This window comes from Streptomyces sp. NPDC002513 (assembly GCF_053595355.1).
The window spans coordinates 172,929-195,663 of the sequence record NZ_JBSFXK010000005.1; the positions used below are offsets into that span (position 1 = coordinate 172,929).

Annotated in this window: 19 protein-coding genes, 1 pseudogene and 1 riboswitch; of the genes and pseudogenes, 8 read left to right on the forward strand and 12 right to left on the reverse strand. The window is 71.3% G+C overall.

The window, feature by feature from the left end; genetic code table 11:
- The first annotated feature begins 19 nt into the window (after positions 1–19).
- Positions 20–1,306 (forward strand): iron uptake transporter deferrochelatase/peroxidase subunit, encoded by a 1,287-nt coding sequence (gene efeB, locus ACWD5Q_RS06005; RefSeq protein WP_451425797.1) that lies wholly within the window; start codon positions 20–22, stop codon positions 1,304–1,306.
- A gap of 40 nt (positions 1,307–1,346) precedes the next feature.
- On the opposite strand, the gene ACWD5Q_RS06010 is transcribed toward efeB, so the two are convergent.
- The 3 genes from ACWD5Q_RS06010 to ACWD5Q_RS06020 form a co-directional block, all read right to left on the reverse strand.
- On the reverse strand, positions 1,347–2,366 hold the full coding sequence (locus ACWD5Q_RS06010) for an LLM class flavin-dependent oxidoreductase (RefSeq protein ID WP_451425798.1): 1,020 nt from the start codon (positions 2,364–2,366) through the stop codon (positions 1,347–1,349).
- Positions 2,367–2,503: 137 nt separating this feature from the next.
- Positions 2,504–3,319, reverse strand: a complete 816-nt coding sequence (locus ACWD5Q_RS06015; protein ID WP_451425799.1) for an ABC transporter permease subunit — start codon at positions 3,317–3,319, stop codon at positions 2,504–2,506.
- Entirely contained in the window at positions 3,316–4,260 is a 945-nt protein-coding gene (locus ACWD5Q_RS06020) for an ABC transporter ATP-binding protein (RefSeq protein ID WP_451425800.1), read from the reverse strand. The genes ACWD5Q_RS06015 and ACWD5Q_RS06020 overlap by 4 nt, the downstream gene beginning before the upstream one ends.
- 522 nt (positions 4,261–4,782) lie before the next feature.
- On the opposite strand from ACWD5Q_RS06020, the pseudogene ACWD5Q_RS06025 reads away from it, so the two are divergent.
- Both ACWD5Q_RS06025 and ACWD5Q_RS06030 read left to right on the forward strand, forming a co-directional pair.
- Positions 4,783–5,661: pseudogene (locus ACWD5Q_RS06025) on the forward strand (chitinase); the annotation flags it as partial.
- Between the two features lie 63 nt (positions 5,662–5,724).
- Positions 5,725–7,950, forward strand: coding sequence for an RICIN domain-containing protein (locus tag ACWD5Q_RS06030; protein ID WP_451425801.1), 2,226 nt, complete (start codon positions 5,725–5,727; stop codon positions 7,948–7,950).
- Between the two features lie 81 nt (positions 7,951–8,031).
- On the opposite strand, the gene ACWD5Q_RS06035 is transcribed toward ACWD5Q_RS06030, so the two are convergent.
- From ACWD5Q_RS06035 to ACWD5Q_RS06045, 3 genes are all read right to left on the reverse strand, one after another.
- Positions 8,032–9,396 (reverse strand): FAD-dependent oxidoreductase, encoded by a 1,365-nt coding sequence (locus tag ACWD5Q_RS06035; RefSeq protein ID WP_451425802.1) that lies wholly within the window; start codon positions 9,394–9,396, stop codon positions 8,032–8,034.
- Between the two features lie 219 nt (positions 9,397–9,615).
- A complete protein-coding gene (locus ACWD5Q_RS06040; RefSeq protein ID WP_451425803.1) occupies positions 9,616–10,641 on the reverse strand; it encodes a PP2C family protein-serine/threonine phosphatase in 1,026 nt (341 codons plus the stop codon).
- A 281-nt stretch (positions 10,642–10,922) separates the two neighbouring features.
- Positions 10,923–12,212: an NlpC/P60 family protein gene (locus ACWD5Q_RS06045; protein ID WP_451425804.1), complete on the reverse strand. Its 1,290-nt coding sequence runs from the start codon at positions 12,210–12,212 to the stop codon at positions 10,923–10,925.
- Between the two features lie 6 nt (positions 12,213–12,218).
- A riboswitch (cyclic di-AMP (ydaO/yuaA leader) is annotated at positions 12,219–12,378 on the reverse strand.
- A gap of 263 nt (positions 12,379–12,641) precedes the next feature.
- Here ACWD5Q_RS06045 and ACWD5Q_RS06050 point away from each other — a divergent pair.
- The 3 genes from ACWD5Q_RS06050 to ACWD5Q_RS06060 all read left to right on the forward strand — a co-directional run bounded on the left by ACWD5Q_RS06050 (position 12,642) and on the right by ACWD5Q_RS06060 (position 14,182).
- Entirely contained in the window at positions 12,642–13,169 is a 528-nt protein-coding gene (locus ACWD5Q_RS06050; RefSeq protein ID WP_451425805.1) for a hypothetical protein, read from the forward strand.
- A 220-nt stretch (positions 13,170–13,389) separates the two neighbouring features.
- Complete coding sequence (locus ACWD5Q_RS06055) at positions 13,390–13,587, forward strand: hypothetical protein (protein ID WP_451425806.1); 198 nt, start codon at positions 13,390–13,392, stop codon at positions 13,585–13,587.
- A 115-nt stretch (positions 13,588–13,702) separates the two neighbouring features.
- On the forward strand, positions 13,703–14,182 hold the full coding sequence (locus ACWD5Q_RS06060; RefSeq protein ID WP_451425807.1) for an SHOCT domain-containing protein: 480 nt from the start codon (positions 13,703–13,705) through the stop codon (positions 14,180–14,182).
- Between the two features lie 79 nt (positions 14,183–14,261).
- Here the strand turns inward: ACWD5Q_RS06060 and ACWD5Q_RS06065 are convergent, their stop codons facing one another.
- The 5 genes from ACWD5Q_RS06065 to ACWD5Q_RS06085 all read right to left on the reverse strand — a co-directional run bounded on the left by ACWD5Q_RS06065 (position 14,262) and on the right by ACWD5Q_RS06085 (position 19,436).
- Positions 14,262–15,452 carry a PP2C family protein-serine/threonine phosphatase gene (locus ACWD5Q_RS06065; protein ID WP_451425808.1) on the reverse strand — a complete coding sequence of 397 codons (1,191 nt, stop codon included), beginning with the start codon at positions 15,450–15,452 and terminating at the stop codon, positions 14,262–14,264.
- Between the two features lie 204 nt (positions 15,453–15,656).
- Positions 15,657–16,892, reverse strand: coding sequence for a cytochrome P450 (locus ACWD5Q_RS06070; protein ID WP_451425809.1), 1,236 nt, complete (start codon positions 16,890–16,892; stop codon positions 15,657–15,659).
- A gap of 37 nt (positions 16,893–16,929) precedes the next feature.
- On the reverse strand, positions 16,930–18,324 hold the full coding sequence (locus ACWD5Q_RS06075; RefSeq protein ID WP_451425810.1) for an NAD(P)/FAD-dependent oxidoreductase: 1,395 nt from the start codon (positions 18,322–18,324) through the stop codon (positions 16,930–16,932).
- Positions 18,314–18,559 carry a ferredoxin gene (locus ACWD5Q_RS06080; RefSeq protein ID WP_451425811.1) on the reverse strand — a complete coding sequence of 82 codons (246 nt, stop codon included), beginning with the start codon at positions 18,557–18,559 and terminating at the stop codon, positions 18,314–18,316. Before ACWD5Q_RS06080 ends, ACWD5Q_RS06075 begins: the two co-directional genes overlap by 11 nt.
- Before the next feature lie 199 nt (positions 18,560–18,758).
- A complete protein-coding gene (locus tag ACWD5Q_RS06085) occupies positions 18,759–19,436 on the reverse strand; it encodes a hypothetical protein (protein ID WP_451425812.1) in 678 nt (225 codons plus the stop codon).
- 495 nt (positions 19,437–19,931) lie between these two features.
- Between ACWD5Q_RS06085 and ACWD5Q_RS06090 the strand changes: the two genes are divergently transcribed.
- Together ACWD5Q_RS06090 and ACWD5Q_RS06095 are read left to right on the forward strand one after the other, a co-directional pair.
- Positions 19,932–20,543 carry a hypothetical protein gene (locus ACWD5Q_RS06090; protein WP_451425813.1) on the forward strand — a complete coding sequence of 204 codons (612 nt, stop codon included), beginning with the start codon at positions 19,932–19,934 and terminating at the stop codon, positions 20,541–20,543.
- Positions 20,544–20,777: 234 nt separating this feature from the next.
- A complete protein-coding gene (locus ACWD5Q_RS06095; protein WP_451425814.1) occupies positions 20,778–21,224 on the forward strand; it encodes an SPW repeat protein in 447 nt (148 codons plus the stop codon).
- A 168-nt stretch (positions 21,225–21,392) separates the two neighbouring features.
- On the opposite strand, the gene ACWD5Q_RS06100 is transcribed toward ACWD5Q_RS06095, so the two are convergent.
- Positions 21,393–22,496, reverse strand: coding sequence for an MGDG synthase family glycosyltransferase (locus ACWD5Q_RS06100; protein WP_451425815.1), 1,104 nt, complete (start codon positions 22,494–22,496; stop codon positions 21,393–21,395).
- Positions 22,497–22,735: the final 239 nt, after the last annotated feature.

Below are 22,735 nucleotides of genomic sequence, written 5' to 3' on the forward strand. Positions count from 1 at the left end.
CACCGAAGGGAACCTTCGTATGCCGTCCGCCGAAACGCCCGCCCACCCGGGCGGCTGTCCCGCCGGTGCCGGCCGTCGCTCCTTCGTGAAGACGGCCCTGGGCGCAGGGGCCGCCGGCGCCGCCCTGGCCGGCGGCGGCTTCGCCCTCAGCCAGACCGGCACCACCGAGGCCCACGCCGCGGACGGCGCCGACGCCGGCGCCGCGAAGGTCCCCTTCCACGGCACCCACCAGGCGGGCATCATCACCCCCGCCCCGGCCGCGGCCACGTTCGTCTCCCTCGACGTCATCGCCGACAGCCGCCGGGAACTCGCCGACCTGCTCAAGACCATCACCGAGCGGGCCCGCTTCCTCACCGCCGGCGGCGCCCCCGAGGACCTGGGCGTCGGTGCCCCGCCCTCCGACAACGGCATCCTCGGGCCGGAGGTCCCCGCCGACGGACTCACCGTCACCGTCGGCGTCGGCGCCTCCCTCTTCGACGACCGCTACGGCCTCGCCAAGGCCAGGCCCCGCCGGCTCACCCCGATGCGCACGTTCCCCAACGACAACCTCCGGCCGGCCGAGTGCCACGGCGATCTGTCCCTGCAGATCTGCGCCGCCCGCCAGGACACCGTGCTGCACGCGCTGCGCGACATCGCCCGGCACACCCGGGGCGCCATGCAGATCAAGTGGCGCATCGACGGCTTCCAGAACACCGCCCGCCCCACCGGCGCCCAGCGCAATCTGCTGGGTTTCAAGGACGGCATCGCCAACCCCGACGTCGGCTCCGCCCGGGAGACGAACCGCCTCATCTGGGTGGGCGAGGGACAGGGCGAACCCGCGTGGGCCACCGACGGCAGCTACCAGGTCATCCGGATCATCCGCACGCTGGTGGAGTTCTGGGACCGGGTCTCGCTGACCGAGCAGGAGAAGATGTTCGGCCGCCGCAAGGACACCGGCGCGCCACTGGACGGTGCCAAGGAGACCGACACCCCCAACTACGCCAAGGACCCGCACGGCACGGCCATTCCGCTGGACGCCCACATACGCCTCGCCAACCCCCGTACCGCGCAGACGGACAGCTCCCGCATCCTGCGGCGGGGCTACAACTACGACCGGGGGGTCGACAACGTCGGCAACCTCGACATGGGACTGGTCTTCTGCTGCTACCAGCAGGATGTGCAGCGCCAGTTCGAGGCCACCCAGACACGGCTGATCGACGAGCCCCTCGTCGACTACATCTCGCCGACCGGGGGCGGCTACTTCTTCGCCCTCCCCGGCGTGAGGAACGCCTCGGACTGGCTGGGACGCGGGCTGCTGGCGGCGTGACGGCCGTCCCCGTCCCGGGCCGTCCGCCGCCGGCAGGGCCTCAGCCGGCCGGCCGCCAGCCGAGTGCCGGGCCCAGCCGGGTCGCGATGTCGGTGAGGATCTGCACATAGTCCTCGTGCTCGAAGGTGAACGGCAGCGCGAACGCCACCTCGGTCACCTCCCGGAACGCGGCATGCGCGAACAGTTGTTCGGCGATCTGCTCGGACGGCCCGACGAGGTCCGGCGCGAACATCATCCGTGCCGGACCCTGCGGGGCCGCCGTGCGCGGCATCCGCTGCGCCGCGTACGCCTCGTACTTGGCACGCTGTCCGGGCGAGGCGCTGTCGGTGGGGATGACGACCAGGCCCTGCGAGACGCGGGCGCGGTCGCCGTCAGGGTGCTGGGCGCGGAACGCGCGGATGTGCGAGAGCTGCACCTCGGCGAAGTCCTCCGACTCCTCCGCCTTGACGACGCTGCTGGTCAGCAGGTTCATCCCGTGCTCGCCCGCCCACCGGGCGGAGCGCAGGCTCCCCCCGCCGTACCACATGCGCCCGCCGAGGCCCGGGGACACGGGCTGCACCCGGTTCGAGTACACCTCGATGCCCTCCACACCGCTGAAGTCGGTGGCGGGCTTTCCGCGGACGAAGTCCAGCAGCCGCTGCACGCGCTCGTATCCGAAGTCCTCCGCCTCCGCGGTGCGCGGGTAGAGCGCCTGCCGCACATGCTCGAAGTGCATCGGCGGACCCACGCTGATCCCGGGGTTGAGCCGGCCCCCGGAGAGGATGTCGACGGTCGCCAGATCCTCGGCCAGCCGCAGCGGGTTCTCCCAGCCCAGGGGGATGACCGCCGTGCCCAGCTCGATCCGGCTCGTACGCTGGGAGGCCGCCGCGAGCACGGCGACGGGCGAGGAGATCCCGTACTGCAGATGACGGTGGCGCACCCAGGCGCTGTCGAAGCCGAGCCGCTCGCCCAGCTCGATGATCTCCAGCGTCGACTCGTGCCCGCGGCGGGGATCGGCCTCGTCGAACAGACCGATGGTCAGGAAGCCCAGCTTCTCCAGCGGTGTCGTCGTCGGTGGCACAGGGCTCCTCCAGAGGTCGGTGGCGACTCCGGCGTACGCCGGCACCTCGTTCGATTCTCGCAGGTGATCATTGCGAGGGCGTGACGGAGCCATGTGCCCTACGGGCCGGTGCGGCTTACCGGTGGGGGACGACGGAATCAGGCGTCCCGTCGTCGCAGCGCCACCCCCGCCCCGGCCAGCGTCAGCAGCGCGTACAGGCAGAACACCGCGAACCCCGTCCAGGGGGCCAGGGTGTGGGGTTGCTGGTGCACATGGACGAGGCCCTGGCCGGCCGTGCTCGGCAGATACGGGTTGATCGCGTCGAACCACGACGACGGGAGCGCCTGGACAAGCAAGGGAAGCACCAGCAGCACACCGAACAGGGTGGCGATGCCCCCCGCCGTGTTGCGGATCAGCGCGCCGAGGGCCACTCCGATCAGGCCCACGACCGTCAGGTAGAGACCCGCGCCGAGGACCGCGCGCAGCACGCCGGGGGCGCTCAGGGACGTTCCCAGGTGCGCACCGGACAGCGCGAACTGCCCCAGCAGGAACGCCGCCAGCGAGGCCGTCGTCATCGACACCCAGGCGACCGCCCCGTACACCAGGGCCTTGGCCCACAGCACGGGAAGGCGGCGCGGGACCGCGGTCAGCGAGGCCCGGATCATCCCGGTGGCGTACTCGCCGCTGATCACCAGCACGCCCAGGACACCCACGGCCAACTGGGCCAGGAAGAAGCCGCGCAGACTGACCAGCGTCGGATCGAAGGCGAGTTTCTCCTCGGGCGGCATACGGTCCCAGCGCACGGTGGTGAAGTAGCTGAACAGAAAGCCCAGCCCCGTCATCGCGACGACGGCCGCGAGCAGCGTGAACAGCGTGGAACGCAGCGAGCGCAGCTTGATCCACTCGGAGCGGACCACCCGCAGCTGGGTGACCTCGCCCCGCTCCGCCTCGGGAATCACCGTGGCCGTCGTCATCCCGCACGCCCTTCCCCGGCCGCGCCGACGAGCTGCGCCGCCGGTGCCTGGTACTCCACGGCGTCCCGGGTCAGCTCCATGAACGCCTCCTCCAACGACGCCCGCTGCGGCGTCAGTTCGGCCAGCGCGACGCCGTTGTCGGCCGCGATCCGCCCGATCCGCTCGCCGGCGAGGCCCGTCACCTCCAGCACCCCTGGCTCCTTCGAGGTGACGGACACATCCGGGCCGGCCAGCAGGCCGCGCAGCCGCTCCGCCTCATCGGTACGCACCCGCACCACGTCGCCGGCGGCCCGCGCGATGAACTCCGCGACCGATGTGTCCGCGATCAGCCGTCCCCGCCCGATCACGATCAAGTGCTCGGCCGTCAGCGCCATCTCCGCCATCAGATGCGACGACACCAGGACCGTGCGCCCCTCGGCGGCCAGCTTCTTCAGCAGAGTGCGGATCCAGACGATGCCCTCGGGGTCGAGTCCGTTGACCGGCTCGTCGAGCAGCACCGTCGCCGGGTCGCCGAGCAGCGCGCCGGCGATGCCCAGCCGCTGCCCCATGCCCAGGGAGAAGCCACCGACCCGCTTGTTCGCCACCGCGCGCAGCCCGACCAGGTCGATCACCTCGTTCACCCGGCGCCGGGAGATTCCGGTGGTCGCGGCGAGCGCGAGCAGATGGTGGTACGCGCTGCGCCCGGTGTGGACGGAGCGCGCCTCCAGCATCGCCCCCACCTCGTGCAGCGGAGCCCGGTGTTCGGCGTAGCGCCTGCCGCCCACGAGGGCCCGGCCCGCGGTGGGGGCGTCCAGCCCGAGCAGCATCCGCATGGTGGTGGACTTGCCGGCCCCGTTCGGCCCGAGGAACCCGGTCACGACGCCGGGGTGCACGGTGAAACTCAAGGCTTCGACGGCGGTTCGCTCTCCGTACCGCTTGGTGAGGGAGTGGGCCTCGATCATGAAGTGTCCTCGGTCATGACCTCCACCCTCGTACGCGCCCCGCCGCCTGTCGCGCGGGACTGCTCCGCCCGGAGTCGCCACGCCCCGTGGCCGCCGCGCCCGGCATCCGCTCGGTCGCCCTCTCGCCGGCCGGGCCGCCGATGGCTGCCGCGCCGCAAGGGCGCCGGTTGTTCTGAGCGTGTCGATCGCACGGTGGGGGGACGGCGGCTTCGCCGCTCACCCGGCGAAGGCCGAGCCGTCCGGGATCGCGTCCGACCGGGGTGCCTGACGGCTCCGGTCGGCGCCCGTGGCCGAGGGGCCCCGGCCGGCGTTCGCGCGGCTCAAGTATTGGTCCGTACCAACCTCTTGACACTCCCTTAGTTCACTTCTTAAATCGCGACTTGAAGCAACTCTCACCTCACCCCCCACGTGAAGAAAGGGAGAGTCATGCGTCCCCCTCACGCCGTTCGCGCGGCCTTGGCGCTGTCCCTGCTGGCACTGTCCGCCGCCGCGCTGTCCGCATCCCCCGCCGCCGCCGGCACCAACACCGCCGCGCCGATGGCCGTGGCCCCGTACCTCTACAACGGCTGGGGAAGCCCGCCGAGCCCGACCACGATCACCAACGCCACGGGCGTCAAGTGGTTCACGCTGGCCTTCGTGCTCAGCAACGGCTCCTGCAATCCCCAGTGGGACGGCAGCCGCCCGCTGACCGGCGGTGTCGACCAGCAGACGGTCGCCACGGTCCGGGCGAACGGCGGCGACGTGATCCCCTCCTTCGGCGGCTACAGCGGCAACAAGCTGGAGAGTTCCTGCTCCAGCGCGGGCAAACTCGCCGCGGCCTACCAGAAAGTGATCAACACCTACCGGCTGAAGGCGATCGACATCGACATCGAGGCCGACGCCTACAGCAACGCGACCGTCCAGCAGCGCACGGTCGACGCCCTGAAGACCGTGAAGGCCAGCAACCCGGGCCTGAAGGTGTACGTCACCATCGGCACCGGCCAGAGCGGCCCGGACACGAGCCTGATCAACCGGGCCGCGGGCTCCGGCCTCGCGGTGGACAGCTGGACCATCATGCCGTTCGACTTCGGCGGCGCCGGCCAGAACATGGGCACGCTCACCCTGCGCGCGGCCGAGGGTCTCAAGTCGGCGCTGAAGAACGCCTACGGCTACAGCGACGACCAGGCCTATCGCGACATGGGCATCTCCTCGATGAACGGCGTCACCGACATGAACGAGACCGTCACCGTCGCCGACTTCCGTACCATCCTCGGCTACGCCCAGCAGCACCACCTGGCGCGGCTCACCTTCTGGTCCGCCAACCGCGACCGCCCGTGCACCGGCGGCCCGGCCGACAGCTGCTCGGGCGTGAGCCAGCAGGCCTGGGACTACACGCGCGTCTTCGCCTCCTACACCGGCTGACCGAAGCCGGTCCTGCCTCCCACCCCCCGTCACGGTCGGCCACCGGTCGGTCCAGGAGGAACCGTGCTCCGATCCCTGACCCATCCCACAGGGGGCCGCCGCCGGCGCGCCCGCCACCGTACGGCCGCCGCCCTGGTGCTGGCCACGGCCGCCTCGGCGCTGACCCTCGGCTCCACGGCCGCACCCGTCTTTGCCGCCTCCGCGGCCGTCCTGCCCGACGGTTATGCGACGGTCGCGAACAGCGGCAGCGGCAAGTGCCTCGACGCCCGCGCCGCGGGCACCGCCAACGGCACCGTCGTCCAGCAGTACACCTGCAACAACTCCGCCGCCCAGCAGTGGAGTTTCACCGCCACCAGCGACGGCTACGTCCGCATCAACAACCGCAACGCCCCCGCGCAGGTCGTGGACGTGACCGGTGTGTCCACCGCCGACAGCGCGCCCCTCCAGCTCTGGACCTACGGCGGCGGCGACAACCAGCAGTGGCTGCCGGTCGACGAGGGCGGCGGTGCCTACCACTTCGTCAACCGGCACAGCGGCAAGTGCCTCGACGTCCCGGGCGCCTCGACCGCGGACAGCGTCCAACTGGCCCAGTACACCTGCAACGGCACCGCCGCCCAGCGCTTCCAGGTGACATCCGTGTCCACCACGCCCGCGGACGTGGACCTCGGCCCGAACGTGGTCGTCTTCGACCCGTCCATGCCCTCGTCCACGATCCAGAGCCGGCTCGACTCCATCTTCCAGCAGCAGCAGACCAACCAGTTCGGCTCCCAGCGCTACGCCGTGATGTTCAAGCCCGGCACCTACAGCAACGACGTCAACGTCGGCTTCTACACCCAGGTCCTCGGACTCGGCCTGTCACCCGACGCGGTCACCGTCAACGGCGCCGTGCACGCGGAGGCCGACTGGTTCCAGGGCAACGCCACCCAGAACTTCTGGCGCGGCGCCGAGAACCTCTCCGTCAACCCGACCGGCGGCACCGACCGCTGGGCCGTCTCCCAGGCCGCCCCGTACCGGCGGATGCATCTGCGCGGCAACCTGGCGCTGGACGACGGCGGCTGGTCGAGCGGGGGCTATCTGGCGGACAGCAAGATCGACGGGCAGGTGCGGTCCGGCACCCAGCAGCAGTGGCTGACCCGCAACTCCCAGCTCGGCAGTTGGACCGGCTCCAACTGGAACATGGTCTTCGTCGGCAGCCAGGGAGTGCCGGCGACGAGCTTCCCCAACCCGCCGTACACCACGGTCGACCGCAGCCCGGTCACCCGGGAGAAGCCGTTCCTCTACGTCGACGGGGCGGGCGCCTACCAGGTGTTCGTACCCTCCGTGCGCACCGACTCGACGGCCACGAGCTGGGCCTCCGGGACTCCCGCGGGCGCCTCGCTGCCTCTGGACCAGTTCTACGTCGTCAAACCCGGCGCGACCGCGGCACAGATGAACGCGGCCCTGGCCGCGGGCAAGAACCTCCTGGTCACCCCCGGTGTCTACCATCTGGACCAGACGCTGAAGGTCACCCGTCCCGACACCGTGGTGCTCGGTCTGGGTCTTGCCACCCTCGTCCCCGACAACGGCATCACCGCCATGACGGTCGCGGACGTGGACGGTGTCAGCGTCGCGGGCCTGCTGTTCGACGCCGGAACCACCAACTCGCCGACCCTGATGGAGGTCGGGCCGTCGGGTTCCTCGGCCTCCCACGCGACCGACCCGACGTCCCTGCACGATGTCTACTTCCGCGTCGGCGGCGCCGGAGTCGGCAAGGCCACCACGAGCCTGGTGGTCAACAGCCGCAACGTCATCGGCGACCATATGTGGATCTGGCGCGCCGACCACGGCAGCGGGGTGGGCTGGACGTCGAACACGGCGGACACGGGCCTGATCGTCAATGGCGACGACGTGACGATGTACGGCCTGTTCGTGGAGCACTTCCAGAAGTACCAGACGGTCTGGAACGGCAACCGCGGCCGCACGTACTTCTTCCAGAACGAGATGCCGTACGACCCGCCGAACCAGGCGGCCTGGATGAACGGCTCCACGCAGGGCTACGCGGCCTACAAGGTGGCCGACTCGGTCACCAGCCACCAGGCGTACGGTCTCGGCAGCTACTGCTACTTCAACGCCAACCCGAGCGTCACGGCGGAGCACGCCTTCGAGGTGCCGAACACCTCGGGTGTCCAGTTCCATGACATGGTGACCGTCTCGCTCGGCGGCACCGGAACGATCCGCCACGTCATCAACGACCGGGGCGGACCGTCCAACGCGTCGACGAACGTGGCGAACCTGGTCGCCTACCCCTGACCAGGCCGCACCGGGACCGTCGGCCGGGAGATCCCGGCCGACGGCCTGGCCGCCCCGCCCCGGCGGGGCGGCGTCGTGTGCTCAGGCGCCGCTCTCGCGGAGCATGTCCTCCCGCTCGACGAGCTTCACGCGCTCACGGCCCTGCGGCGCGCCCAGGGCCTTCTCCGCGGCGTCGAGGCGGTACCAGCCCTCCCAGGTGGTGAAGCGGATGTTCCGCTCGGTCAGGAACGCCTCCACCGCCTCGGGCGCGGGGGAGGCGGGCGTGTGCAACCGCCCGCCGGCATGGTCGTCCAGCAGGTTGGCGACCGTCTCGTTGGCGTCGCCCTTGGTGTGACCGATCAGGCCCACCGGACCGCGCCGGATCCAGCCGGTGACATAGGTGGACCGCAGGTGCTCGCCGTTCTCCTCCACGACCCGCCCGCCCTGGTCCGGCACGGTTCCCGACTCGAGATCCCAGGGCAGCTTGGGCAGCGGGTCCGACAGATAGCCCACGGCTCGGTAGACCGCGGTCACGTCCCAGTCCCGGAACGTCCCCGTGCCCTTGACGTTGCCGGTGCCGTCGAGGGCGGTGCGCTCGGTGCGCAGACCGACGACCCTGCCGTCCTCGCCGAGGATCTCGGTGGGCGACTCGAAGAGGTGCAGGAACAGCTTGTGCGGCCGGTCGCCGACGTCCCGGATCGCCCAGTTCTCCAGTGTCTTGGCGACCATGTCGGCCTGCTTGTTGCCGCGCCGCGTCGCGATCGAGCCCTCGTCGTAGTCGATGTCCTCGGGGTCGACGATGACCTCGATGCTGGGGGAGTGGTCCAGCTCCCGCAGCTCCATCGGGCTGAACTTCGCCTGCGCCGGGCCGCGGCGTCCGAAGACATGGATCTCCCGGGCCTTGTTGGCCTCGAGTCCGTCGTGGACGTTCGGCGGGATCTCGGTGGGCAGCAGCTCGTCCGCGGTCTTGGCCAGGACGCGGGCCACGTCGAGCGCGACGTTGCCCACGCCGAGGACGGCGACCTTCTCGGCCGTGAGGGGCCAGGTCCGCGGCACGTCCGGATGTCCGTCGTACCAGGAGACGAAGTCCGCCGCGCCGTAGGAGCCGTCGAGGTCGATGCCGGGTATGTCGAGGTCCCGGTCGGCCGTGGCGCCCGTGGAGAAGATCACGGCGTCGTAGAACGTCCGCAGGTCGTCCAGGCTGATGTCGGAGGGGTAGTCGACGTTGCCGAACAGACGGATCTGCGGCTTGTCGAGCACCTGGTGCAGGGCCGTGATGATGCCCTTGATCCGCGGGTGGTCGGGGGCGACGCCGTAGCGTATGAGGCCGAACGGGGCCGGCATCCGCTCGAAGATGTCGATGGACACACCGGACTCGGCGGCCACCTCGGACTTGAGCAGGGCGTCGGCAGCGTAGATCCCGGCGGGGCCGGCTCCGACGATGGCTACCCGCAGGGGGCGCGGCATGATCAGGTTCCCTTCGAGCGGTGACAGACGGCTCGTCGGAAACCCTAAACTAAGGCAAGCCTTACTTGGTACGAGGGTCCCCTCTATGACGTCATAGGACTACCTTATGGGTCATCGCCGGGTTTGTGGTGACAGACCGCCTGGCTGGCGAGCGGGCCGGCCGCCGGGCCCGGAGGACCGTCACGGCCACCCCGGCACCGGAACGGCGCCGTGGCTCACCTACTCGCCCCGGTGCTCCGGGGTGAGAAGGAGCATCGTGGCGTCGTCGCGGACCGTGTCGCAGAAGCGTACGAGATCTTCCCACACCCGCTCGGGCGTCTCTGCGGGATCGTCGTCCGCGAACCGGGGAAGCCGGTCGACGAGGGGATAGAACATGCCGGTCGCGTCGCGTGCCTCCCAGATGCCGTCCGAGGCCAGGAACAGATGGTCGCCGCGCTCCAGCGGCCGGGTGACCTCGTCGTAGGTGCCGCCCTCGCTCAGCCCGATCCCGAGGGGAGTACCCGACGACACGTCCAGCTCGGTGGCCTTGCCGTCGTGGAGCAGCACGGGCGGCGGACTGCCGCAGGCGATGATCCGTACCGTCCCGGCATCGGGGGTGAACTCCAGCAGCACCGCCGTCGCGAACAGCTCCCCGAGCTGGGAGTTTCCCGAGTCCGCCAGCAGCCTGCGGTCGAGGCGGGAGGCGACCGAGGGCAGATCGGGCTGGTCGAGCACCGCTTCCCGGAAGGCCCCGAGCAGCGCGGCGACGGTCGAGACCGCCGACAGCCCGTGTCCCTGCACATCGCCCATGACCACGCGTACCCCGGTGGGGCCCTCGCGCACGTCGAAGAAGTCGCCGCCTATGAGCGTCCCGCGCTGGGCAGCCCGGTACAGACCCGTGCAGTGGACCTGTCCCACCCGCTCCGGCAGCGGGGGGACCAGTGCGTTCTGAGCCGCCTCGGCGACCGTGCGCTCGACGTTCAGCTGGGCGTCGCGATGGCTGCGCACATACGACACGAACACGCTCAGCAGGGCGACGAAGATGATGGTGAGCAGATCCGCGTTGCCCGGCCGGTCCAGGTGGAAGGCGCGGGTGTGCTGCACTCCGATGACGAGGACGCCGAGCAGCGCAGTGGCTGAGGGTCCGTAGGACAGGACGGCCAGGGGCGGGATGGCTCCCAGGAGGAATCCGATGTCCAGCGGCGAGGGCGCGGTCAGGCTGACGACGGCCACGATCATCAGCAGGACCACGGGCAGCACCTTCACCCACCAAGGGGGCGGCGCGCCGCGCAACCAGCCGCGCTGGTCCCCCTTCCGGTGAGTCCGTGTGACACCCAGGCTTTTCACATCCCCTACGCTCCTCCGCGAAGCCGTCTGCCGCAACGCCCACGATGGCCGCGTGAGCTGTCCGAACGCGCAGGTGAGACGGTGCGGACGAGCCGCCGAGGCGTTGCTTCGAGCACTCTCCGTCACCGGTGATCGACGAACGGCCGGCCGAGGGCCGAGGACCGGGGGAGAACGTGAGCAGTGCCGCGCACACGGGTGGGTCACGCGGGCCGCGTCACGCTGTGGATCGCCGCCTCACCGGCGTAGCGGACCGCCTCCTCGCGGATGAAGGCGCCCGGGCCCGGTGCGTGGATCATCATGCCGTTTCCGGTGCAGAGGCCGACATGGCCGGCGTCCGGGTTGAAGAACACGAGATCGCCGGGCCGGAGGTCGGTGAGCGGGATCGCCGGGCCGACCGCTGACTGATCGCGGGCCGCACGCGGGAGGGTCACCCCGGCCGCCTTCCAGGCGGCCTGTGTGAGACCGGCGGCGTCGTACGAGTCGGGTCCGGCCGCGCCCCAGAGGCACGGCCTGCCGATCTGCGCGCGGGCGAAGGCGACCGCCTTCGCGGACTTGGTGTCGTACCCCGGCTCCTGTGTCCCGCCGATGCCGAGGGGGAGCCCGGTGCCGGGAACGGTCTCGGCGCCGTGGAACGGTTCGGTCGTGGTGAGCGGTTGAAGGTCCGTCAGCGGTTCCGTGGCGAGGGGGGCCGCGGCGGAGGGGCCCGCGCCGGCCGAGGCGGCCGGGATGCCGCTGCCGGGGGCAGGGGGCTGCTGCCACGGCCAGGTCCCCTCTACCGCGCGGCCGGCCTGCTCCTCCGCCGTGCGCCACGCGTCCGTCGCCGGCCGGGACCCGATCGCCAGGGGCGGCGTACCGCGCCGTGCGGTGTGCCGGGCCAGCAGGTCACGGGCCGCGGCGAGCTTGTGCCGGTTGCGCTCCTTGGCGGTCCTCGGGGTGGCCGGACCGGGCATGGTGACCGTCGAGGGCAGGTCCCGGGAAGTCTCCGGCCTCTTCTCCGGGGCCGCCGGCAGCGCGGCCACGGGACCGGCGGTCAGCTCCGCCGCGGGACGCGCGGCCGGCCCGGCGGTGAGTTCGCGGACGGGCCGGCCGGCCGTGTCCGGCTCGCGGAGGACGAGGTCGCTCCCCGGACGACTCGCCGGGCCCGAGGGCCGGGCCGCGTCCGGACGGTCCGGCATCCTGTCGGGCGGCAGTGCGGCCGGAACGGTCGGCCCCAGCCTCAGACGCGCCGCCTCGAACCACTGCCGGGTCACGTCGTCGAGGACGGGATCGGCGCCCCGGCGCTCCGTGCCGAGCACCGGGGTGGCACGCCTCTGTGCCCCCGTCGCTGCCGCGCGCGTCGCGTTGAAGGTCCCGCTGTCGGTCTCCGCCCGGTCGTACAGGCTCTGGATCCGCTGCCGGACCTCGTCGTGGCTCGGCCCGTCGTCCTCGGTGAACCTGCGCATGCCGGGGAGGCCGAAGTCTCCGGGGCCCGGGGTTCGCTCCGGCGCCATGGGGCGTACTCCTTCCGTGCTCCGCCTACCGGGTGAGTTGTCGGGTTCGGGCGGACGGATCCGGAAGGTGTGCCCTACGGCCCCTGCCCTGTCGGGCAGTCGGGCCGATTCACCCCGTGGTCGGTCGGGTCCCCGGTTCCGGTCGTGGTCAAGGCGAACCGGATGAGGCGGAGGCCGTGCAACCCGGCGATGTTCGCCGGAGGGAGTTGCGTAGCCTGTTCGTCAACCTAGCCAACTTGTGTGCCTGGTGTGAAGGTTGAAGCGCTGAATGTCCGGTACCTCTGTGTGATGTTCGTCCGGGCGTTCCCGTAGGGCTTGCCTCGCGCGCTCTCGCCTCGCGTGTCTGATATTCCGTTCTTCAGGTGTTTCGGCATGATGAGTCCGATGCTTCGGCAGGATGAGGTGGAGCGCTCAGGAAGGTCATCCCCCATGCGACGCAGGTCCAAGGCGGACGACTCCGTCGCCCGGGCGCGTGTCGCCGAGCGCCGGGCGCGTGCCGACTACACCGGCGGTGTCTACGGCTCCCTGCTCGCCGCCTCGGTGGTGGTCGGCGCCGGCGCCCACGGCCCGTTGCCGCGGACGGAACTGGTACTGCTGCTGTTGGGCACCGGCGTGGTGTTCTGGATCGCGCATGTGCACGCCCAGCTGTTCGGCGCCCACCTGGCACAGCCGGGCCTGGACCGCCGGACCGTGCTGCATGTGTGCCGTGACGAGTGGCCGATCGTCAAGGCCGCCGTCCCGCCGGCCGCCGCGGTCGCCGTCAGCCCGCTGCTGGGCCTGGACGTGCGGGGCGGGATCTGGCTGTCGCTCGCCGTCGCCGTGGCCGGGCAGATGGGCTGGTCGGCCGCCGCCGCACGCCACGCCGGCGCCTCCTGGCGCCTTGTGGTGGCCTTCGCCGCGATCAACCTGGTGATCGGTCTGCTGATCATCGTGTTCAAGATCGCACTGAAGGACTGACGGCCAGAGCCGTTCCGAAGGGCTGACGGTCAAGACCGTTCCGAGGGGCCGACGGCGCGGAGCCGACCCGTCCCGGCCCCGCGGGGCGGGACCGGTGCGGCAGCGGGCCATGCCCCGGGACGGTTCACCTGTCCCAGGTGAGGCGCGGGCACGCGCCGGGGCGGACGATCACGGGAAGCGGCGCACTTCGCGCCCCAGGCCATCTGCGAGAGAGCAGCTCATGCGCTACGAGATCCGCGTCGACGGGCAGCTGTCGGACACGCTGGCCCAGGCCTTCCCGGAGCTGGACCACGTGACGATGTCCGGCCAGACCGTCCTGTTCGGCCCCGTCCTCGACGAGGCACACGTGTACGAGCTGCTGGCCCGCTTCCAGTCGCTCGGACTGCACGTCCTGGAAATGCGCCGACTGCCGGAGTGACGGTGACCGCGCCCGCTCACCCGTCCCGGGTGAGGCAGGCCGCCGGATGCCGTGGGCACGCTGAAGGCGGCACGGGGCCGCTGTCGGGGCGCACGCCCGGAACGGAGGAGGAGAAATGGTCACGCAGACGTACCTCGCGTACGACTACCCACTGCTGAGCGCCTTCTGGACACTGCTGTGGTTCTTCCTGTGGGTCATGTGGTTCGTCCTGCTCTTCCGGGTCGTCCTCGACATCTTCCGCGACGACTCCCTGGGCGGCTGGGCCAAGACCGGCTGGCTGGTCTTCTGCATCGTGCTGCCCTTCCTCGGCGTCTTCGTGTACGTCATCGCCCGTGGCAAGGAGATGGGCCGCCGGGAGATGTCCCAGGTCCGGGCGCAGCAACGGGCCCTCGACGACTACATCCGCGAGACGGCAGGCCGCCAGGGGCCTGCCAGCAGCGTCGACCAGCTCGCCAAGCTCTCCGAGATCCGCGCCCGCGGCGACATCACGGACGACGAGTTCCGCAGGGCGAAGGAGCTGGTCCTGGCGGGCCACGCCCCCGGGACTCCCCCGCCGCCCACCCCTCCGGGCAGCTCCACCCCCTCGGGCACCTGAGGGCGCGACGGACCGCCCTGCGGCAGGCGGAGAAGGCCGTGGGTGCGGCAGATTCCCTTCCGTCGGCAGGAATCGTGGATCACCTGTCCTGCGGCTGGTTCTGGGGCCGGTGACGGAAGCCGTCGGCGTGAATGATCCGCGGGTGCGGACGGCCGTGGTGGACGGTCGGGGTCCGGTGGAGGGCGATGAGCGCGGCGTCGTCGCCGAGGTGCCCGCCGGTGTGGGCGAGCAGGTCACGCCGGATGCGGTGCAGCAGCGCCTCGGGACTCTCCTCGGTCCACTGGGCCACGCGGTCCGCGAGCGGATAGAAACGGCCGGCGGCGTCCCGCGCCTCGATGACGCCGTCGGTGTAGAGCAGGAGGGTGTCTCCGGGCTCGAAGGAGAACACGTCCAGGTGGTAGTCCGCCGCGTGTGCCGAACCGATCCCCATCGGGGGCGCGGGGTGCACGCTCGGGACGGTGACCACGTGACCGGGGCTCAGCAGGAGCGGCGGCGGATGCCCGCAACTGGTCATGCGGGTGATCGGGTCCCCGTCGGGGATCTCCATCAGCAGGGCGGTCGCGAAGCGTTCGCCCGCTTCCTCGGGCGGCTCGAAGTCGGCCAGATAGCGGGTGACGCTCTGCTCCAGCGTGGCGGCCAGATCCCGTAGGGACGTCTGCCGGTGGCCCGCCTCGCGGAAGGCGCCGAGCAGCAGGGCGGCCTCGCCGATGGCCGAGAGGCCCTTGCCGCGTACGTCGCCGATCATGACGCGCACCCTGCTGTCGGCCCGGGTGGCGGCGTACAGGTCGCCGCCGATCTGCGCCTCGTCCTCGGCCGCAAGGTACAGACAGGCCACCTTCAGGGGGCCGATGTTTTCCGGCAGCGGCCACAGCAGGACGTGTTGTGCGGCCTCGGCCACCGACCGGACCTGGGCCAGCTGGCGACGGTGCCGGTCGCGGACGGCGCAGTAGACCACGATCATCACCGACAGCAGGAACAGGGTGAGGATCTGCACGATGTGGTTGGTGGTGCTCAGCCCGCCGTGCAGCACGGCGATGACGACCTGCGTGGTCACCGCCAGCGCCCCGACGAGGCCGGTCAGCCGGGGGCCGGCGAAGGAGGGCGTGAGTGCGGGCGCGATCACGAGCGCGGGTCCCAGGTGGATGGAATCGGGAGAGTGGATGTCCACCACCGCGATCACGATGATCAGCGCGATGGGAAACAGCAGCAGGGCATGACTCGACTGCCACGAGTCGCGCAGCCCGGCGGTGCCCCCTTGCCGGTAACCCATGCCTACACCCTGCCTCGCCGTCGGCCACGTGGCCACCGGGTGGAGGCCGTGATCCGCCGCCGGCCGCGGGCATCACAGCCGTGGGCGACTCCTTCGCGGCGTCCCGCCCTCTCCGGGCGGCCGGGGCGCCGCGGTGTGCCGGGGTCAGACCGCCGAAGCCGAGGGGACGCCGCGGTGCGGTCCGGGCCGGGACCGGCCGTTCGTTCAAGGGCGCAGACCGTCGAAGCTGATCCGCAGATGGCGCGGGCCGCGCAGCACCGCGTTCTTCCGATACGGGGGAGGGTCTTCCACCAGGCGAGGGCCCTCCAGACGGCGGGCCAGTGCGGACAGGGCGATCTGCGCCTCCAGCCGCGCCAGCGGCGCGCCGAAACAGCTGTGGATGCCGCTGCCGAAGCCCAGGTGCTGGATGTCCTCGCGGTCGGGGTCGAACCGGTCGGGGTCCGCGAAGCGTTCGGGGTCCCGGTTGCCCGCGGCCAGCATCAGCCAGATCCTCGATCCCTTCGGGATGGTGGTCCCGTGTACCTCGATGTCCGCGATGCAGGTCCGCTGCGGCACGAACTGCACCGGTGGCTCGTAGCGCAGCAGTTCCTCCACGATGGTGACGGCCGGCTCGGGGCCGTCGCGGAGCCTGTCGAGGTACTCCGGGTGGCGCAGCAGGGTGAGCATCCCGTTGGTGATCAGGTTGACGGTCGTCTCGTGTCCCGCGATCAACAGCAGCACCGCGGTGCTGAGCACCTCCATCGTCGTCATGGGGCCGTCCGGGCCGTGGCTCGTGACCAGCTCGGACAGCATGTCCCCGGTGGGTTCCTTGCTCCGCTGCTCGACCAGCTCGGCGAGGTACATGCCCAGGTGCATCCGTGCTTCCTGCGCCGCGCGCCCGCGCTCGGCATCGTCCCTGCCGGTGTCCGGGTCGAGGCTCGCGACGATCGGGTCGATCCAGGTGCGGAAGCGCGGTTCGTCCTCGCGCGGCACGCCGAGCAGCCGGCAGATCACGGTCACCGGGAAGGGATACGCGAACTGGTCGACCAGATCGATCTGCCGTGCCTCTCCGAAGCCGTCGATCAGATCGGAGACGGTCCCGGCGAGTTCGCCGCGCATCGACTCGATCCTGTGGGGGCTGTGCGGGGGGCCGAAAGGGCGGTTGGCGATCCGGCGCAGCCGGTCGTGTTCCGGAGGGTCCTGCCGGATGAAGCTCGGGGGCAGCCCCGTCACCGGCATCCCGCCCATGTCGTCGGTGCCCGCGGCGGCGAGGTGGGCGGCGTCGGAGCTGATCCTCGGGTCGTGGAGCAGGCCGAGGATGTCCCAGTAGGAGCTGACGAGGTACGGGCCGCCGTCCTCCTCCTGCAGCACCGGGGTCTTGCGGAGTTCCGTGTACAGCGGATACGGGTTGGCACGATGGGCGTAGTCGGTGATCTGGCGCAGGAGCGAGTGGTGCGTCATGGGGGTCCTCGGGGCGTGACGTCAGGCCGGCTGTGGGTCAGTGGTGGGCCGGGGTGAAGACCAGCCGCCGGTCGGACGGTGAGTAACCGCTCAGGGTCACCGTCGGGCCGTGGCTCGGCAGGGACGGGTCGGGGAAGTCGGACGGGACCGGCCGCTGACCCTCGGGACGGCGGTCCACCGTCGGGAACTCCACCGGGAAGGGCGAGGCCGTCTCGATCTGCCGCTGGTAGAACTCCAGCCACCGTGTGTTGTCGAAGCTCACGGCGGCGATGACCCGCCCCTGGTAGCCGTACGCCCCGACGAAGCGGCGCTCGGCCAGCGACCCCTGCGTGATCATGATCTCGTCGCCCATGGAGGGGACGCCGACCGACTTGATGTTCACGCCGAACTGCGACGACCAGAAGGCGGGCACCCAGATGTGCGGGCGCCGGTCGGCGCCGGCGCTGATCATGTTGTGCGCGGCGACCTCGGACTGGCTGACCGCGTTGCCCCAGTGTTCGAGGGACAGGAACTGGTAGCCGAACAACGGGTGCGGAGACCGTGCGACGTCGCCCGCGACGTAGATGTCGTCGGTGACGATGCCCCGGAAATCGAAGGCCCGGCAGCCCGCGTCGCAGGCGATGCCCCGGGGGCCGGCACCCAGCCCCGATCCGGACAGCCACTCGGTGTTGCGGGTCGCGCCGAGCGACACCACCACCACGTCCGTTTCGACGACACCGCCGTCGGAGAGATGAGCGGCCCGGACCCGGCCCGCCGGGTCGCCCTCCAGGGCGGTGACCATGATGCCGGTGCGCAGGTCCACGCCGTTCTCGCGGTGCAGTTCCGCGGCCACCGCGCCGATCACTCCGCCGAGCGCCCCCACCAGGGGAGCGTTCGCGCGCTCCGCCACCGTGACCGCGATGCCCTGATCCCGGCAGGCGGAGGCGATCTCCGACCCGGTGAAACCGGCGCCGATGACGAGCACACGGCGTGGCGAGGCCCTCAGCCGCCGCTCCAGCCCCACCGCGTCGTCGCGGGTCCGCAGCACGAAGACGCCGTCGAGCTGGGCTTCCGCCTCATTGGGCCAGGGCCGGGCGCGTACACCGGTCGCGATCAGCAGCCGGTCGTACCTCACCTCGTCGCCGTCCGCCAGCCGCACCCGCTTGGCCGACAGGTCGAGGCCGGTCGCCGCGACCCCGAGGCGCCACGTGGCGTCGATGCTGCGGCGCCGGGGAAGCCCGGTGTGCTGGGGGGAGGCCTTGCCCAGCAGGACCGCCTTCGACAGCGGCGGACGGTCGTACGGCTCGTACGGCTCGTCGCCGATCATGGTCAGCGAGCCGGTGAAGCCCTCGCCGCGCAGTGTCTCGGCCGCCCGCAGGCCCGCCAGGGAGGCCCCCACGATCACGATCCGGCCCTCGCGTCGGAGCCATGCCAGATGGTCGTCACCAGTCATGGAGCGCCTCCTGACCGGCCCGGACCGGCGGATCGACCGCGTCGTCCAGCCCCTCGGCCATGATCGCCTGCACGGGACAGGCGGCCACGGCACGCGCTACCTTCGCCCGCTGCTCCTCCTCGGCCCGTGGGTTGTAGACCAGGGCCTCCTCCCCGTGCAGGGCGAAGACGTCCGGCGCCAGGAACGCACACTGCGCGTAGCCCTGGCACCGGTTGAGATCGACGACAAGCCTCATCACCACACCGCCCCTTCCGGCGGCCAGGTCCGCTGGGCGCCTCACGCTGCCGAGGGCAGCCCCCGGACGGCGGTCATCTCCCCACGCCAGCATCGGAGACCCGTCGGGGCCCGCGCGCGCGGGGCGGGCCGAAGGAGTGAGCGGGGCGGCGCTCGCGGGGCAGGCCGAAGGACCGGGCGTCCCCGGCCTCGCGCCCGTCTCAGGCCGCCGCCGGGGTGCCGGGCAGGGAGCGGCCCCACGCCGTGAGGATGTGGACGCTGACCAGCAGCGCCCAGGCCGGGAACACCAGCTCGGACCAGGGAACGGCGGTCGAGACGAAGAGCAGCGTCAGGACGGTCAGGAAACCCAGCAGGGCGAGCCACCGCGGAAGCGCCCCGGTGCGGTACGCGATCGCCGACAGGGAGCAGGTGCAGACCGCCGCCATCCGCATCGCGTAGTCGATCAGCAAGGTGTACGCGAAGTGGCGGCCGTAGGCCCACGTGGGCCCTCCCGGGGCGCCACGGGACGGGGACGTGGTGTCCAGCACGGCCGAGGCCGCCGCGGCGGCCTCGAACAGCGTGGCCACGAAGACCAGAGCGCTGCCGAGAAACACGGTGGCGAGGAACTTGTCCTCGGCCTGCCCGATATGGGTCCGTACGACGCCGATGAACCACAGGAAGAAGATCCCGGCGAACGGGACGAGCGCGAGCGCCGCCCGTACCGCGCTGCTCCGTACGGAGTCGGCCGACGCCGCGGGCGCGGGCGCGTCGGCCCCCTCGGGGATGCCCAGCCGGATCAGCACGATGACCGCCGCGAGCAGGAGCGCGAAGACGACCCCCGCCAGTCCGGCGGCCCGCGGGGTCTGCAGTACCTGCTGCCGAGGCTCCGTTGTCTCCATGGGGGCTCACTTCCTCTGCGCCGAACCTTGGCACCAGCAAGCGGCCGGCCGGGGGGAGACGCCACCGGAAGACGGCCGAACGGCAGACCGCGAGCGGCTCCGCACAGCGGACGGGCGCCGCGCGTCGGTCCGGGCCGTGAACGCGTCCCGGACCGACGCGCGACACGCGCATCCCGGTGGGCGCCACGACCCGGGGAACTCCTCGGTCGAGAATCCGACTGACGGGTCGTCGGGAATCAATCTCCCTCAGTCATAAGGGAATTGACGGCAGCGCAGATGCTTGGAGCGCGGTGGGACGAGCCTGGACCGCCGGGCTCGACACGCCGGCGATGGCACCCCGAACCGCCGAAATGACGCGGCATCAGCGGTGCCGCTACGCCAATCGAATTCATCCTCATATTGTCGGTATGTCCTGTATGACATTGATCAGCCGGATCTGTACTTTCAATCACGCATCGGTTCACAGCCGACGTGTCTGAGAACAGGAGAAGTGACATGGCAACGCGTTCCATCGCTGTTACCGCGGCCGTCGCGGCCGGCGCGGCCCTGGTGGCCACCGGCATCACGTACGCCTCCGCCGCCTCCGAGCCGGCCCAGGCCGCCGCGATCGCCGCCCCTGCCGCCCTCCAGGGGAGTAGCGGAAACAACAACAACAATAACAACAACAACGACAACAACTCCAAGGGCCACGAGGGCCGCGAGCACGAGGAGCACGAGGAGCACCACCACCGTCGCCACGAGGGTCGTATCTTCGTCAACGAGCGGGAGTACTCCCCCCACGAGAGCAGCTGCATCACGGTCGTGAGCGGCCTCGGTGCGAACAGCCTCAACGTCCGCAACGACAGCTGGAAGTTCGTCGAGGTCTTCAACGGCGCGACGTGCGACAACGGCGCCCCCCTCGCCACGGTCGGCCCGCACAGCTCCAGCAACGGCCTCTTCCCCCGCCGCATCCGCGGCGGTGTGAAGGTCAAGCACGGTGTCGTGGCGAGCATCCGGATCGTGCACCGTTACGACGACTTCGACCACGGCCGCGGCGAGAACGACAACGACAACGACAACGACCACGACAACTACGACAACGACAACGGCAACGACAACGGCAAGTGACACGACGCTCGCGTCGTACCGCAGAACGAGAACCCCGGCCCGCCGGAATCGGGCCGGGGTTCCGGTCTGCGCGGCCGTTGACCGGCGCGTTACACCCTAGGGGGTCGGGAGCCCCCCGCACGGACGTATGACTCCTCTCTCGGCAAAGAGTGCGAAAGTCGCGTAAACCCCCCGAATGGGGGAATCTTGTACAGGGCAGAGAGCATTACAGCACTCGTGGAGAGGACGGCAGCGATGTCGTATCCGCATCACTCCAGTGAGATGGGCACACACCCCGAGATAGCCGAAATGCGGGAGCGGCTCGAGCGTGCGGCTTCCGGCAAGGCGGTCGTCATCGAGGGCCTGATCCTGCTGGCGGGCGTCTACGCCGCCATATCGCCCTGGGTCGTGCATTTTTCGACGGCTGAGCCCAACCTCACGGTCAACAACCTGATTGTCGGCCTCACCATCGGCCTGATCGGAGTCGGTCTGGCCATGATCCCGGAACGGATGCTCCGCCTGGCGTGGCTGGCCGTTCCGCTCGGGATCTGGCTGCTGATCTCGCCCTGGGTGGTCACCGCCGCCCACGGCGCACGGGCCGGCATCCTCTGGAACAACTGTGTGGTCGGCGCGGTGACGCTCCTGCTGGGGCTGGCCGCGGCGGGCCTGACGATCGGCGTCGCCAACCGCACGCGCCGGTGAGCCGGCGGGATCGACGGGGCGGCCCCGACCGGGGCACCGGTCGTGCCGCTCCGCACGCCGCCCACGGCGCGTAACGCGCCACCGCTGCTTCGAGTGCACCGGCCATCCGGTCACGGCGTGCCGTACCTGCCGCACGACCTGGGCAGGCCCGGTACGGCGCCGGTGCGCTCAAGCGGCGTCCGCACCGCAGAGTGCGAGCACCCGGGTGAGGACGTCGTCGCGGAACAGCGTGCGCCCCTGGGCGATCCTGCGTTCCCGCTCGGGGCCGGCTGCCGTGAGCCGGCCGAGCGAGCCCAGCAGCGCGGTGCCGTCCACCGCGAGTTCCGAGAGGCCGAGCGCGGCCATCCGTCGTACGCCGTCCGCGCCGTGCCCCGGCAACGGGCGGTAGCCCACCACCGGCAGTCCCGTGGCGAGCGCCTGGACGGCCGTCTGCCCGGCGGCGTTGTCCACCAGGGCGCGGGCCGCACCCAGCAGACCCGGCATGTCGGACACCCAGCCCAGTGCGACGGTGCCCGGCACCCTGGCCAGCCCGCTGTGGAGCTTGTCGTTCCGGCCGCACAGCACCACCGGCAGAAAGCCGCGTCCGGCCAGCAGCGTGGCGGTCGCGGCAAGGTGCGAGCCGACTCCCCAGGCGCCCGCGGAGAGCAGGACGGGCGGGCGCCCCGGGGCGTGCCGGGCGAACCACGCGGACCACCGGGCCGCCCCGGGGGCCGGGGAGAGGAACTCGGGTGCGACGACCGCGCCGGGCGCCTCGGCGGGTACGGCGATGTCCTCGCGCACCTCCTGCGCGGCCTCGTCCGTCAGGCAGAAGTACGTGTCGTTCCCCGGATGGAGCCATTGCCGGTGAACGGCGAAGTCGATCACCACGACGGCGCTGGGCACCGCGAGCAGTCCCCGGGACCGGAGATGGCCGGTGAGCTGCGCGGCGAGATGGAACACGGAGACCACCCCGTCCGCCCCGGTGCGGTCCGCCAGGTCCCGCAGGTGGTCCCCGGCCAGACGGGCCAACGGCACACCGCTGGGGCGGCGGCCGGTCCCACGGCGCAGCAGCGTGCCGTACAGGGCGGAGTACGCCCAGGGACAGTGCCGTAGCGACGACCGGTAGCAGCTCCGCAACCCGGGGCCCAGGCGGTGCGGCAGCAGGCTCAGGACGTCCACGACCTGGGCCTGGTGGCCGTACTGCGCGGCGCGGCGCGCGAGTTCCGCGGCCACCGTGTCGTGCCCGGACCCCATGCTCGCGCTGACGATCAGCAGCCGTCTGGGCGCGCTCATGGACCGCGCCGCTCGCCGGCCACCGGGGGAGCGGCGGCGACCGTTCGCGTCGCCTGCCGTCGCCGAGCAGGGAAAAATACAGGCATCGGTACCGATTGTCCCTTTCCATGGTCATCCCTACACGTCCATGTGTTCCGAGCTTCGGGGTGAGGCGGGCTGACGCACGCCACGAACAAGGACCGCCCGGACACCGCCGCCGCGGTGGGGCAGTTGTACCGCTCCAGGGCCACATCGCCGGT